This window comes from Oceanisphaera sp. IT1-181, assembly GCF_033807535.1.
Lineage (GTDB): Bacteria > Pseudomonadota > Gammaproteobacteria > Enterobacterales > Aeromonadaceae > Oceanimonas.
Window position 1 is genome coordinate 641,852 of the sequence record NZ_CP136856.1, and the last position, 14,106, is coordinate 655,957.

A 14,106-nucleotide genomic window follows, 5' to 3' on the forward strand; every position below is an offset into this window, starting at 1 on the left:
TGGGCCATAAATTCTGTTTTTGCTCACTTATGTGTAAGTAGATGAGTATAGAAATAAGCGGTGTTTCAATGGGTGGCGGGCAATATTAAAATTAAAGCGCCAAGTATAGATACTAGCCGAAGTACTAAAGCGTGCTTAAAAATGGAAAAATACCGACTCATAAGATGAGGGTTACTCTTTCTGTTAATGCTAGCGCTACCGCGCAGGGCATGTTTCTAGGAGATTTATATAAGCTCGCATGAGCGGGTAACGAAGAAAATTACGGACTCATTTGTTAGCTTTCTGTTTTATAAACCCGTTAACAATGCAGGCCTATTGGGAGAAATAAGGCTATAATCGACCTCCGTTTATTTTGGATTCGATCCGTTATGACTACTTTTATTACGGCTTGCACGCGACTGCGTGCCGCTTTGTTCAGTATCTTGTGTTTAGCCGGCAGTGCGATGGCACAGGCTGAGGCGTTCGTGTTTACCGCGATCCCAGATCAAGATGAGCGCCACCTCACCGAGCGTTTTGGCAAGATAGCCGACTACCTGAGTGAAAAGCTCGGGGTAGAAGTGCAATATTTACCGGTTAAAAGCTATCCCGCTGCGGTAAGTGCATTTCGTAACGATCAAGTACAACTGGCTTGGTTTGGCGGCCTCACCGGCGTACAAGCTCGCGAATTAGTGCCCAATAGCGAAGCCATCGCCCAAGGTAAAGAAGACACAGAGTTTGTGAGTTACCTCATAGCCCACACCAGCACCGGCCTTGAAAAAAGTGAGCAGTTACCCGCTGAATTAGCCGGTAAGCGCTTTACCTTTGGCGATAAGGGCTCTACCTCTGGCCGTTTAATGCCGGAATTTTTCTTGCGTGAGCATTATGGCAAGGCACCCAGTGAGTTGTTCTCGCGGGTGGGCTTTTCTGGCGATCATAACCGTACCTTGAGTTTGGTGCAGTCCGGTGCTTTTGAAGTGGGCGCGCTTAATTACGCGGTGTGGGACGCAGAGCTGGCCAAGGGCAATATAGACACCAGTAAAGTGCAGGTGATTTGGGCCTCGCCCAGCTATCCGGATTACCAGTGGACCATTCGCGGCGATGTAGACGCACGCTTTGGTACAGATTTCAAAGAAAAGGTACAAAAAGCCTTGTTAGAGATGACGGATCCCACCTTATTGGCCGCGTTTCCGCGATCTGGCTTTGTGCCTGCTACTAACCAAGATTATACGCCTATTCGAGACACCGCCGTGGCCATTGGCTTAACGGACGCCGAGTGAGTTTAGGCACTTGCTCAAGCCTAAGCCTGCCGTTGTTTCGCTTGCAGCAACATAGCCTAGGCTATGCGGGAAAAACCATATTGCATGAGCTGAGCTTGGACATTCAGCCCGGCGAGCGGGTGGCTTTGTTGGGCAAGTCCGGTAGCGGCAAGAGTACCTTGCTGCGCCAACTACGCGCTCAGCAGGCTGATAAAGTAGCCTGGTGCCCTCAGCAACCCGGGTTGGTGCCTATGTTATCGGCCTTTCATAATATTTATATGGGCCGACTGGCGAGCCAGCCGTTCTGGTATAATCTCGCCAATTTAGTGCGCCCACAAGCTAAGCCTAAAGCCGAAATAACCGAGCTGGTCGCGAGCCTTGGTTTAAGTGAACAGCTTTGGCAGCCAGCGGAGCGCTTATCCGGTGGCCAGCAAAGCCGTGTTAGCTTGGGCCGTGCCTTATATCAACAGCGCCCTATCTTTATGGGCGATGAGCCCGTGTCCGCCTTGGATGAACGCCAAGCAGATGCATTATTACAGTTGTTGTGCGCCCGCCATCACACCCTAGTGTTGGCGCTGCACAATGTGGAGCAAGCGCTGGCGCACTGCACTCGTATCATAGGGCTCGCCGGCGGTCGTGTACTGCTGGACGCACCGGCTCATACCTTGAATGCCGCCGAGCTTAACGCCTTATACCTCAGCCACTGATGCGCAGCCTTAACACCATTCTCGTCATGCTAATTCTGTGAGCCCTTACCTGTGAAGCCTGCTACCGGCCCCACGCGCGCCATGCTTAACACCAGCTTGCTGTTTGTGCTGCTGGCATTGTTGTGCTTGCCGTGGGCGGATTTATCCATTCAAGCCTTTGATCCTTGGCAAGAATTAGCCCGACTGGGTGCCGGACTGGCTCAGCCGAGCTGGCCAAGTTTTAGCTTACTGGGTACGGCACTGGCCAATACCCTGGCCTTTGCCATACAAGGGGTGGCGCTGGGGGCTGTGGGTGGCTTGTTATTAGCAGCGGGTTATCGGCATGCGGGTATTCGTCGCTTGGCGGCGGGTTTGCGTGCTGTGCATGAATTATTTTGGGCGTTGCTATTTATTCAGCTGATCGGTATAGCACCGCTGACCGGCGTGTTGGCCATAGCACTGCCTTATGCGGGCACCTTTGCCAAAGTATTTGGTGAGCTGTTTGAAGAAGCAGATCCCGCCCCTGAGCAAGCGTTAGGGGCAGACTTAGACACGAAAAACCAGCTAGGTTGGTGCTCTCGACTCTTTTATCTGCAGCTGCCGCTGTGTTGGCGACCCATGGTCAGCTATTTTGGCTATCGGCTAGAGTGCGGTATTAGAAGCTCGGCGGTGCTGGGCTTTATTGGTTTGCCGACCTTGGGTTATCACCTGGAATCTTTGCTGCGCCAAGGTTATTACGCAGAAGCCGCCAGTTTTTTTTATGCGCTAGTGATAGTGATTGCCACCTTAAAATGGTGGTTGCGCCCTAAGTTGTTATTGGTGTATTTGGGCGCCGCTTTGTGGTGGTTACCGCCTCAAGCCAGCATGAACTGGGCGCTGACGGTACGCTTTTTTACCCAAGACATAGTGCCTTCCCCCTTGCGCCGTGGCGACTGGGCTGAGCTGTGGCCTTGGCTGCAAGAGCTGGCCTGCCAACAAATATTGCCAGGCTTGGTGAATACGCTGGTATTGGCCTTATTGGCGTTAATCGTGATGGCGGTGTTAGCGCTGTTGTGGTTCCCGACTATTTCACGCCGCTTTGGTAATGGCGCTACTCGCCTTGGCAGTCATTGGGGGTTAGTGCTGATGCGCGCCTTGCCTGAGTATTTGCTGGCGTTTATTGGCACGCTATTGTTAGGCCCGAGCATGCTGCCGGCCATAGCTGCGCTGGGCTTACACAATGGCGCCATCGTGGCCCACTTATTGGGCCAGCAACTGAATAATTTAACCTTTCGTGAAGATGCACCTAAAGGATTAAATCTGTATTTTTTTGAGGTGCTGCCGCGCTTATATCGGCCCTTTATGGCGTACAGCCTGTACCGTTTTGAGAATATAGTGCGTGAAACCGCCATCCTCGGCATGCTGGGTATTCCGACTTTGGGCTTTTTTATTGACTCGGCGTTCAGTGAATTTCGCCTCGACCGAGCCTTGGTATTACTGCTGGTCTGTGCGGGCTTAAACATAGGCGTAGATGCCTTGGCTCGGCGTTTACGTCGCAGTTTGCATCTAAGTGAAACTACTAAATGACTATAACCTGTGTTACGTAGTTAGCCTGTGTTATCTAGTTTCTTGTTTATGCATTAGTATTCTGTCTATATTGTAAGCAGGGAGAGAAGGATTACCTCCCATAAAATAGTAAACTAAGGTGGTAAAAATGAATAATATACTAAAAATAAGTGCGCTTAGCGTTACTGTGTTACTGACAGTTGCCTGTACCGGAACGCCCACCAAAGGCGATCAAATGCTGTCTCACAGTGCTTCCGCTAAAGACATTGGCAAGATGTGGAATGAAGGCAATAAGCTGGTTAAAAAAGGTGAAAAGCTGCAGGCCAAAGGTGAGCGTCAGGTCGATGATGGTCAAGATGACATCAAAAAAGGCCAAGATCTGGTTGATGATGGTAAAGACAACATCAAAGAGGGTAAAAGCATGGTCCGTGAAGGCCAGCAGTTGCTAAAGCAAAGTGAAGCCCAATATAGCGCGCATTTTCCTAGCGGGTCTTGATAACAGACTGATTAGTTACCGTTACTAAATTAAAAAAAGCGCAGCAGCCAAAGGCTGCTGCGCTTTTTTGCTAAGAGAGGTCGGTATCCTCTTATAACACCAAGCCGCCGTCTATTTTCAGCACTTGGCCGGTAATGTAGCGTGCACGATCACTGGCTAAAAATAATACGCCATCGGCGATATCTTGCGGCTCACCTAAGGCCCCGAGGGGAATACGCGCTGTCATTTTTTGCAGCACAGCTTCAGGTACTGCTTGGGTCATTTCGGTATTAATAAAACCCGGTGCTATGCAGTTTGCACGTACTTGTAAGCCGCCGTGTACCAGCTCTTTGGCCCAACCTTTAGTCATGGCAATAATGCCGCCTTTGCTGGCTGCATAGTTACTTTGGCCGATGTTGCCATCTGTGCCCACCACAGAAGAAATGCTAACGATGCTGCTTTTGCCTTTAGCTTTTAGCAGGGGCAGCATGGCTTGGGTCATCAAGAACACCCCTTTAAGATTCACTTCCAGCACTTGGTCCCACTGGGGTTCTGTCATCTTACCTAACAGAGCATCGCGGGTAATACCGGCGTTATTGACCAATACATCAACACAACCTTGCTCATCGGCAATACGTTGGCGCAACACCGCCAGTGCCTCTGCATTACATACGTCCAAGGTAATGGCGGTGATATTTGGGTAATCACCAATCCAGCTGTCAGCGGGGGCCATATTAATGTCACAGGCATAAATCCGGCTAGCGCCAGCTTTGGCCAAGGCTTCACTAATAGTACGGCCTAAGCCGCGAGCGGCACCGGTCACCACACATACTTTTTCTTGCATATCATAATAAGTCGGCATCATTGTCATCCCATAGAAGTGAAAGGACGGCCTATGACGAACGACCGCGCTAGGTTCGATTGTAACCCTATTTTTGCGCTGCATTGTTACTATATTCTGAAATAATCTTAAGCAGGCTGTTGATATAGAGTTTTTAATTGGACGTTAGTGGGGGTGTTTATTGTGCTATGCATTATTTTCTTTAAGCGAGAAAGGCTAGGCTTGGGATTAGGAGAGAGGTTAGGCGTGGGATTAAGCGAGAGATACGACTGTGTTCAGCGAGATGCGAACTCATATCCGCGAGCAGCGACGCATCCATTAGCCTCTATTAGCACGCAAGAATAGCAGGGCCGATGGGAAGGAATTAGAGAAGGAAGCTGGGGGCTAAAAACAAAAAGACCCGCACGAGGCGGGCCTTTTTAATTGCGAGGACCTACTTAGTTGCCGTTCCAGGCTGCAACTAGGTCACGCTCTTCGTCAGTCATGTGCGTCATGTTGCCCAAAGGCATGTACTTATTCGCCACAACTTGCTTTAAGTGCGCCGCTTGCAACAGAATTTCTTTCTGTGAGTCCAGCACTATGCCCAGCGGAGGAGCCGCAAAGCCAAAGCTTTTATCTGGGTTTACTGCATGGCACTGCACGCAACGGTCGTTCATCACGGCTTCAACTTGTGCCAAGGTCACTTCACCGCTTGCAGCAACTGTGTTGTTTGCTTCAACAGCACCCACCACTTCGCTATCTACTACCGCAACGTCGGTCGCTGCTTCAGGAGCAACAACGCTGCTCTGAGTCACAGGTGCTGGAGCTTCCACCGCTTTCTTAGGAGCTGGCGCGCCAACCCATACTGCAACCAAAATCAAAGCCACGCCGGCAATGGGGTAGCCTGGGCGAATTTGACCGCGATGCATCAATACAAAGTACTGACGAATCAAAGCACCGGCAAAGATGAACAACACCATGATCACCCAAGATAATGGGTGGCTAAAGGTGAACGAGTAGTGGTTGCTCAGCATCAGCAGCACTACGGGCAGCGTGAAGTAAGTGTTGTGTACTGAACGCTGTTTGCCACGTAACCCGTCAATTGGGTTTGGTTTGTCACCGGCTTTCATGGCGTTAACCATGCGGCGCTGGCCCGGAATAATCCAGAAGAACACGTTAGCAGACATGGCGGTGGCCATTACGGCACCGGTCAGCAAGAAGGCAGCACGGCCAGAGAAGATGTGCGTGCTTAGGTAAGCAACAACAACCATCATCACGCCAACAGCAACACTCAGAATGCCGTCACGAGTCATGTTAGGGCTAATGCGCTTACACAATTCGTTATAGACAACCCAACCTAACAGCAGGAACGCCAAGGCAGCAATGTTTGCCTGGGTGCCAGTCATGTTAGCGGCCCATTCCCACGGGCTGTTGCGGTTAACCAAGTAAAAACTAGGCTTAGTCAGGTACAACATGGTGAACAAACCAAAGCCTGACAACCAAGTGGTGTAGGCCTTCCAGAATGACCAATGCAGGTCTTCTGGCAGATCTTCTGGGCTGCTTGCATACTTTTGGTTGTGGTAGAAACCACCGCCGTGTACGGCCCACATTTCACCGAATACGCCTTTCTTCTTACAAGCTTCGCCTTTAGGCGGCTTCAAGCCGTTATCCAGCATAACGAAATAGATGGACTCACCCAGCCATGCAATGGCTGCGATGACGTGCAGCCATCTGATTAATAAGTTACCAAAATCCAGCAGATACGCTTCCATGGTCTTACCTTCTCTGTTTCAAATTTATTAGTTAGGACCCTAGCGCATCGAAACAGGTGCCCAGCTAAAAAGCTGAGGGCTGAGACCACATGCGCTGCCTTCGTGTGTGCAAACTGTGTACGATTTCAAAAGTAAAATGTTGACAATTTGTGTGTAGATTTTTTTCAATTACGTGATGAATGTCAATGCTATTTAACCATTAAATTTTACAAAAAAGGTTTAAAATTTAAAGGTGGCATCCAATTGTTATGTAAAATCTTTATTTTTCAAAGGCTTACGTTTTTGTCTTGTTAGTCAGGAAAAGCGCAACTAACGAGATAAAAAAACAATCACCTAACATTCAGCGGCAACATCATAACGGACTTTGTGATCAAATGAGCAGCTATTTTCTGAAAAATTGTATCTTAAATGCTAAACACTTGCTGCGGGTTGCCCTCGATTTAAAATATTGTACACAATATCAGTGGCTTGGCTCAGTGCTATTTGGCCCCCGTTTGTGGCGCGTTTCCCTTATGGACCTGAAATTGGCCGACTCTAGCCTGTAATAACGCCCGTAATGGCGCCGGTGAAAACTCAGGATGCAATTTATGCAGCACATGACAGACACTTTCTAAGGTCGACAGCGCTTGGCCGCCCGGCCCTTTGCGAATGGCATAAGCACTGGCCGGTGCCTGACTAAAGCTCAGGGTAGGTAAAGCCTTAAGCCAAGGGTTAAGGTGCAATAACAGCCGCGTTTTGCGCCATGTCCCATCCAACACAATTAAACCGCCAATCTGCCTGTTTTTCGTTTGCATTCCTGTAGATAGCTTAGCTGCTGATAGTTTATCTGCAGCTAGCTTACTTGCTGAGCGCTTAACTTCTAATAGAGAGTGTTGCTGGGTATCGATATCCAGCGCCGCCGCATCCGGATAGAGCAACCACCAATCGCCATGAGCTAAGGTGGGCGGCGGGGTGAGCGTTTCAGCCACCTCCACGCGAATATCGGGCACGCTTAAACGCAGCAACGGCACCGTGCTTTTGGCGTGTTTGGCTTCCAACGGATGTTGGTAAATAATCACCGGCATTGGGCAGGGCTGTGGGCGTACATACGCACACAAACAGGCCGCGTGCGGTAGCTGACAAGAACAACAATACGTGCGAGACATTTCTTTTATTCACCCTATAAAATCCTCACTTATGATAACCACAAGGTGGGTGCGGTTGAAGTAAAGCAGGCCGCCGGCCATTTTTACTGGCGCAAGTTTTAACTCTTGATTGAGGATCTGCCCCAGATCAGAGACAATAGCCACCGTTTTATTCGTCGCTCCTTGAGTTTGCGCCTGTGATGGCGTTTGACTCCTTCATCAAAGTAGAAGAAATCCGACCATGTCAGCACAGTCATTCCTGCAGGAAGTCGCCAAGCGCCGCACCTTTGCCATCATTTCGCACCCGGATGCGGGTAAAACCACCATTACCGAAAAGGTGCTGTTGCACGGGCATGCGATTCAAACGGCCGGTACCGTTAAGGGTCGTGGCTCAAACCAGCATGCTAAGTCTGACTGGATGGAGATGGAAAAAGAGCGGGGCATTTCAGTTACCACCTCTGTGATGCAGTTTCCTTACAATGACTGCCTGATCAATCTGTTGGATACGCCCGGCCACGAAGACTTCTCAGAAGATACCTACCGCACCCTCACCGCCGTCGACTCCTGTTTGATGGTGATTGATGGTGGTAAAGGCGTAGAGGACAGAACGCGTAAATTAATGGAAGTGACGCGCCTACGCACCACGCCCATCGTTACCTTTATCAACAAGCTGGACCGTGATATTCGCGACCCCATGGAGCTGTTGGATGAAGTTGAAAACGAGCTCAATATTATGTGCGCTCCCATTACGTGGCCCATTGGTAGTGGCAAGTGGTTTAAGGGCGTGTATCACTTAAAAAATGATGAGATAACCCTTTATCAGCCAGGCATGGGTCATGCTATTCAAGAGATCCGTGTCATTAAAGGCTTAGATAACCCTGAGTTAGAAACGATTCTGGAGGCCAGAGAGCTGGCCGAGCTGCGCGATGAACTCGAGCTGGTGATGGGTGCCTCTAACGAGTTTGATCACGAATTGTTTTTAGCCGGCGAGCTAACGCCGGTTTATTTTGGTACTGCACTGGGTAACTTTGGTGTGGATCATGTGCTGGACGGTTTTAGTAGATGGGCGCCAGCACCCATGCCGCGCACTACTCATGAGCGTGAAGTAACAGCCACGGAAGATAAATTTTCCGGCTTTGTGTTTAAAATTCAAGCCAACATGGATCCGCGCCATCGTGACCGCATCGCCTTTATGCGCATTGTGTCTGGTACTTATAACCAAGGCATGAAGATGAAACACGTGCGCCTTGGTAAAACCGTGAGCATTTCTGATGCGGTAACTTTTATGGCCGGCGATCGTGAACGTGCTGAAGAAGCCGTAGCTGGCGATATTATCGGCCTGCATAACCACGGCACCATTCAAATTGGCGATACCTTTACTCAGGGTGAAGATCTAAAGTTCTCCGGTATCCCTAACTTTGCGCCGGAATTATTCCGCCGCATTCGCTTGCGTGATCCACTTAAGCAAAAGCAGCTACTAAAAGGCCTAGTGCAGTTATCAGAAGAGGGCGCGGTGCAGTTATTCCGCCCCATCGATAACAACGACCTTATCGTAGGTGCAGTGGGTGTGCTGCAGTTTGATGTAGTGGTATCGCGCTTAAAGTCAGAATATAACGTGGATGCGCTTTATGAGGCGATTAACGTCTCTACCGCGCGCTGGGTCTATTGCGATGATGAGAAAAAGCTCGACGACTTTGAACGCAAGATGTCACAGAACTTGGCACGAGACGGCGGCAATAACCTCACTTATATTGCCCCGACCATGGTGAACTTGAACCTCACCCAAGAACGCTACCCTGATTTTGAGTTCAGCAAAACCCGCGAGCACTAAGCTTTACGCGAGTGAGTAAACATAAAACGCCGGCATCCAGCCGGCGTTTTTGTTTCTCTGCGGATCGCAGCAAGGGAAAGGGCTAAAAATATTTTTGCCACGGAATCCACGGAACCCACGGACAAGAGCCAGTTCAAGGGCGACAAGAACATGAGCTTTAGATTTGTAAGGTCTTACCCCTGATATCTTTCGCTGTTTTCACTTTTATCTCTATTTTTCCGTGTTCTTCCGTGTATTCCGTGGCAAAAGGTCTTTAATCGTTAATAACGTTTCTTATCAGGAGATTAAATGCTGCTCACCGACAGTCATTGCCACTTTGATTTTGCCGCCTTTGGTCCTGATTCGGGCACAGAGCGAGCCGAACACTGGCTGCGGGCACAAGCGGTAGGCGTGCATCGTTTAGTGATCCCTGGGATCGAAGCTGCACAATGGCCGACGCTACCTAAGTTGTGTGCGGCACATAACGGGCTTTATTACGCATTAGGCCTGCATCCCTGGTGGTTGGCTAAGGCCGAGAGCGCGCTAGAAAAAACCAACAGCGGGTTAGCTAATGCAGCTCTAGATTGGCCAAGCGAACTGACAGCCGCGCTTGAGCGTGCCAAAGACGATCCACGCTGGGTGGCGGTAGGAGAGATTGGGCTGGATAAGCATTTACCACTGGCGTTAGAGCAACAAGAAGCTGCATTTATTACTCAGCTAAAACTGGCCATTGAATATCAAAAGCCGGTGATCATACACAGTAACGGCACCCACGACCGCGTTTTAAAATGGCTGCGGCGGTATCCCGTCATCGGCGGCGTGGTGCACGGTTTTTCTGGCTCTAGACAGCAAGCGGAAACTTTCTGGCAGCTTGGGCTACACATCGGTGTCGGTGGCACCATTACTTACTCCCGCGCCAATAAAACCCGCCAAGCCATAGCTGCCTTGCCGATAGAGGCGCTAGTGTTAGAAACCGATGCCCCTGATATGCCGCTTAGTGGATTTCAAGGTCAGCCTAATCATCCCACTCAGTTGCCCTTAGTGCTGAGCGCCTTGGCTGCACTGCGCCAAACCGATGAAGCGAACTTAAGCCTACAGCTGGAGCGCAACGTGGAGCGCTTGTTTGGCTGGTAGCGTTAGCTATTCGCACTGGCAGGTAGCTCGTTCCTTTCGGCCATTCTGATATGCTGATAAAAATAGTGGGAGTTGTATATGAAGCAGTCTAATTTGTCTTTAGCTGCTGCCGCAAGGCAAGCGCTTTTTTCCGCAGCAAGGCAAGCCTTGGCCATGATGGACTTAACCAGCCTTAATGATGACGATACCGAACACAGCATTCAGGCGCTCTGCCAACAAGCGGCCACGCCCTTTGGTAATGTGGCGGCTATTTGCGTCTATCCGCGCTTTATCAAAACGGCTCAAGCTGCCTTACATACGTTAGGACTTAGCGAGCAAGTGGCCATCGCTACTGTGGTTAACTTTCCCCGTGGCTTAGATAGCATCGCTCAAGCTGAGCAAGATATTCGCGGCGCCATTACCGCCGGTGCCCAAGAGATAGACTTGGTTCTGCCTTATCAACAACTGATGGCGGGCGATAACGCTTTTGCACTGGCCATGGTGCAAGCGGCTAAGGCGGTGTGCGTTAAGGCGAGCCCCGAGCCACACATGGATAAACCAGTGCTTGATAAAACTAAGCTTAATAAATCAGTGTCATTAAAAGTCATTATCGAAAGTGGTGAGCTAGCCACGGCGGCACTTATCACGCAAGCCAGCGAACTGGCCATTAAAGGTGGCGCGGACTTTATTAAAACCTCCACTGGTAAAGTGGCGGTGAATGCTACTTTAAATGCAGCTGAGCTGATGCTGATAGCCATTCGTGATAGCGGCCAAAACGTCGGCTTTAAAGCCGCAGGGGGCGTGCGTACCGCTCAAGATGCCCAGCAGTATTTACAATTGGCTGCGCGTATTATGGGAAAAGATTGGCTAACGCCGACTCACATGAGATTTGGTGCCTCTAGCCTATTGGCGCAACTGTTAAATACATTGGATGAACAGCCAACAGTGCCATCGGCGACGGGCTATTAAGACAATTTATTTAAGACTGAGCTAGCGCCTAACTCGTACAAGGAAACCTTATGAAACGTGCAGTGGTATTAGTACTCGACTCTTTTGGTATTGGCGGCGCACTGGATGCGGCCGAGTTTGGCGATCAAGGTGCCGACACCTTGGGCAGCATTGCCTTGGCTTGTGCCGAAGGCCGAGCTGATCTTGCTGATGCCAATGGCAGTCAGCATAGAAGCGGCCCTTTGCTGCTACCTAATCTAGCCAAGTTAGGCTTGTTTCATGCCCACCTTGCCAGCACCGGCCAAGTGGCAGCAGGGGTGAGCTTGCCCGATAGCGTTATCGGCAGTTATGGCCATGCTCAAGAAATCTCATCAGGCAAAGACACGCCATCTGGCCACTGGGAATTAGCAGGAGTGCCGGTATTGTTCGACTGGGGTTATTTTTTAGATACTGAACATAGCTTTCCGGCCTCACTAGTGGCGGATCTCATTGCTCAAGCCAAATTGCCGGGCATATTAGGTAACTGCCATGCCTCTGGTACCACTATCTTGGAACAGTTAGGCGAAGAGCATGTGCGCACTGGCCAGCCGATTTGCTATACCTCCGCCGATTCGGTGTTTCAGATTGCGGCTCATGAACAGCACTTTGGCCTAGCGCGCTTATATGAAGTGTGTGAAGTAGCCCGCGAGCTATTAATGCCCTACAACATAGCACGCGTGATAGCGCGGCCCTTTGTTGGTGGCGAAAAGGTTGGTGGCGAAGAGTTTGGCCAAACACCAGCGGACTTTGTTCGCACCGGTAATCGTCGTGACTACAGCATTACGCCACCGGCACCCACAGTGCTCGATAAATTGGCGACGGAGCGCCAAGGCCAAGTAGTGTCGATTGGTAAAATTGCCGATATTTATGCCCACTCGGGTATTACAAAAAAGGTGAAAGCCACCGGCTTGAATGCCTTGTTTGATGCATCGTTGGCTGAGCTCGCATGCGCAGGCGATAATACCTTGATCATGACTAACTTCGTGGATTTCGACTCTAGCTTCGGCCACAGGCGCGACATTGCCGGTTATGCAGCCGAGTTAGAGGCCTTTGATCGCCGTCTGCCTGAATTATTAGCGCAACTTAAACCTAACGATCTCTTGATCCTTACCGCCGATCACGGCTGTGACCCTAGCTGGCCCGGTACCGAGCACACCCGCGAACAAGTACCGGTATTGTGTATAGGTGCAAGATTAACGGCCGGATCTTTAGGCCCGCGCGATACCTTCGCCGACATCGGCCAAAGCCTAGCCCAGTACTTTGGCACCAGCCCCATGGACTACGGTACTTCGTTTTTGTGAAAGGCGGCCATACGCGATACGTATCACGCGTTACGTTAAGGCTAACACTCTCTTTTTTTGACTTACAGCGTATGGCGTAAAGCGTACCGCTACTTGCGACAGGAACCTATCATGGCGACTCCTCATATTAATGCCGAGCGGGGCGATTTTGCCGATACCATTTTAATGCCGGGCGATCCGCTGCGCGCACAATACATAGCCGATACCTTCTTAACTGACGTTAAACAGGTTAACGAAGTGCGCAATATGTTGGGTTTTACAGGTCGCTATAAAGGCCGTGCGGTGTCGGTAATGGGCCATGGCATGGGCATACCTTCGGTGTCGATCTATGCCAAAGAATTGATCACCGAGTTTGGCGTGCAGACTTTGATCCGCGTCGGATCCTGCGGCGCGGTGCGTGACGATGTTCAGCTGCGGGATCTGGTGATCGGCTTAGGTGCTAGTACGGATTCTAAGGTGAACCGCATGCGTTTTATGGATCATGACTTGGCCGCATTGGCGGACTTTGATCTAGTGAGTAATGCAGTAGCGGCGGCCAAAACCTGCCAAGTACCGGTTAAGGTGGGGAATTTATTTTCTGCAGATTTGTTTTATTCACCTCAGCCAGAACTGTTCGAGCTAATGAAACAATACGGGATCTTAGGCGTAGAGATGGAAGCGGCAGGTTTATATGGCGTGGCCGCCCAATACGGCGCCCGCGCCGTGACCTTATGTACGGTATCGGATCATATTCTGCGCAAAGAAGCGCTCAGCTCAATGGATCGACAAAATACCTTCAACGATATGATAGAAGTGGCGCTGGAGTCGGTGCTGTTGGGAAATGCAGTTTAGCGCGTCGGTGGAGGCAAGCCTGCTGCCTCTTTAGCTTCAGCCTAAATTAATGTTATGAGTGCAGAAAAATATCTAATCTACTCGTCCGTAGCTGCGGTCTGGATTAGTTCAAAAAATTCCGCTGAAGCGGAACTGCCGAATAAATTGGCAGGCTACAAAACAGCGTTAATTACGCATCGTGATTATCTTTGCGTGCGTTCTGTGTACTTGCGTGGCAAAAATTATTGAGACTTTTATGACGCGCGTTAGCGCCACAGGTTGTGTTGGGCGGTAGATAAAGGATTATTCGCGAGTTGCAGGAGTAAGAAGCCTAGCGGTTGCTCGTCTTAGTACAAGGGGCGAACATGAGTGAATGCGGGTATGTTATCCGCTACTGCTGCTGTTATTGCTTCGGGTTCGAGAGCTGG

General features: G+C 50.2%; 12 protein-coding genes. 9 read left to right on the top strand and 3 right to left on the bottom strand.

Annotated elements, in window-relative coordinates; translation table 11 throughout:
• Positions 1-368 precede the first annotated feature (368 nt).
• The 4 genes from R0134_RS02905 to R0134_RS02920 all read left to right on the top strand — a co-directional run bounded on the left by R0134_RS02905 (position 369) and on the right by R0134_RS02920 (position 3,962).
• Positions 369-1,256 carry a putative selenate ABC transporter substrate-binding protein gene (locus R0134_RS02905; RefSeq protein WP_319783390.1) on the top strand — a complete coding sequence of 296 codons (888 nt, stop codon included), beginning with the start codon at positions 369-371 and terminating at the stop codon, positions 1,254-1,256.
• Positions 1,253-1,942: an ATP-binding cassette domain-containing protein gene (locus tag R0134_RS02910; RefSeq protein WP_319783391.1), complete on the top strand. Its 690-nt coding sequence runs from the start codon at positions 1,253-1,255 to the stop codon at positions 1,940-1,942. The genes R0134_RS02905 and R0134_RS02910 overlap by 4 nt, the downstream gene beginning before the upstream one ends.
• A 51-nt stretch (positions 1,943-1,993) precedes the next feature.
• Positions 1,994-3,487 (top strand): ABC transporter permease, encoded by a 1,494-nt coding sequence (locus R0134_RS02915; protein ID WP_319783392.1) that lies wholly within the window; start codon positions 1,994-1,996, stop codon positions 3,485-3,487.
• A gap of 127 nt (positions 3,488-3,614) precedes the next feature.
• Positions 3,615-3,962, top strand: coding sequence for a hypothetical protein (locus R0134_RS02920; protein WP_319783393.1), 348 nt, complete (start codon positions 3,615-3,617; stop codon positions 3,960-3,962).
• Between the two features lie 91 nt (positions 3,963-4,053).
• On the opposite strand, the gene fabG is transcribed toward R0134_RS02920, so the two are convergent.
• The 3 genes from fabG to R0134_RS02935 all read right to left on the bottom strand — a co-directional run bounded on the left by fabG (position 4,054) and on the right by R0134_RS02935 (position 7,678).
• Positions 4,054-4,806 carry a 3-oxoacyl-ACP reductase FabG gene (gene fabG, locus R0134_RS02925; RefSeq protein ID WP_319783394.1) on the bottom strand — a complete coding sequence of 251 codons (753 nt, stop codon included), beginning with the start codon at positions 4,804-4,806 and terminating at the stop codon, positions 4,054-4,056.
• Positions 4,807-5,219: 413 nt separating this feature from the next.
• Entirely contained in the window at positions 5,220-6,533 is a 1,314-nt protein-coding gene (locus R0134_RS02930; RefSeq protein ID WP_319783395.1) for a urate hydroxylase PuuD, read from the bottom strand.
• A 479-nt stretch (positions 6,534-7,012) separates the two neighbouring features.
• Positions 7,013-7,678: a tRNA-uridine aminocarboxypropyltransferase gene (locus R0134_RS02935; protein ID WP_319783396.1), complete on the bottom strand. Its 666-nt coding sequence runs from the start codon at positions 7,676-7,678 to the stop codon at positions 7,013-7,015.
• Positions 7,679-7,898: 220 nt separating this feature from the next.
• Between R0134_RS02935 and prfC the strand changes: the two genes are divergently transcribed.
• From prfC to deoD, 5 genes are all read left to right on the top strand, one after another.
• Positions 7,899-9,488 (top strand): peptide chain release factor 3, encoded by a 1,590-nt coding sequence (gene prfC, locus R0134_RS02940; RefSeq protein WP_319783397.1) that lies wholly within the window; start codon positions 7,899-7,901, stop codon positions 9,486-9,488.
• A gap of 288 nt (positions 9,489-9,776) precedes the next feature.
• On the top strand, positions 9,777-10,601 hold the full coding sequence (locus R0134_RS02945; protein WP_319783398.1) for a TatD family hydrolase: 825 nt from the start codon (positions 9,777-9,779) through the stop codon (positions 10,599-10,601).
• Between the two features lie 78 nt (positions 10,602-10,679).
• A complete protein-coding gene (gene deoC, locus R0134_RS02950; RefSeq protein ID WP_319783399.1) occupies positions 10,680-11,549 on the top strand; it encodes a deoxyribose-phosphate aldolase in 870 nt (289 codons plus the stop codon).
• Positions 11,550-11,599: 50 nt separating this feature from the next.
• Positions 11,600-12,868: a phosphopentomutase gene (locus R0134_RS02955; protein WP_319783400.1), complete on the top strand. Its 1,269-nt coding sequence runs from the start codon at positions 11,600-11,602 to the stop codon at positions 12,866-12,868.
• Between the two features lie 111 nt (positions 12,869-12,979).
• Complete coding sequence (gene deoD, locus R0134_RS02960) at positions 12,980-13,699, top strand: purine-nucleoside phosphorylase (protein ID WP_319783401.1); 720 nt, start codon at positions 12,980-12,982, stop codon at positions 13,697-13,699.
• Positions 13,700-14,106 lie beyond the last annotated feature (407 nt).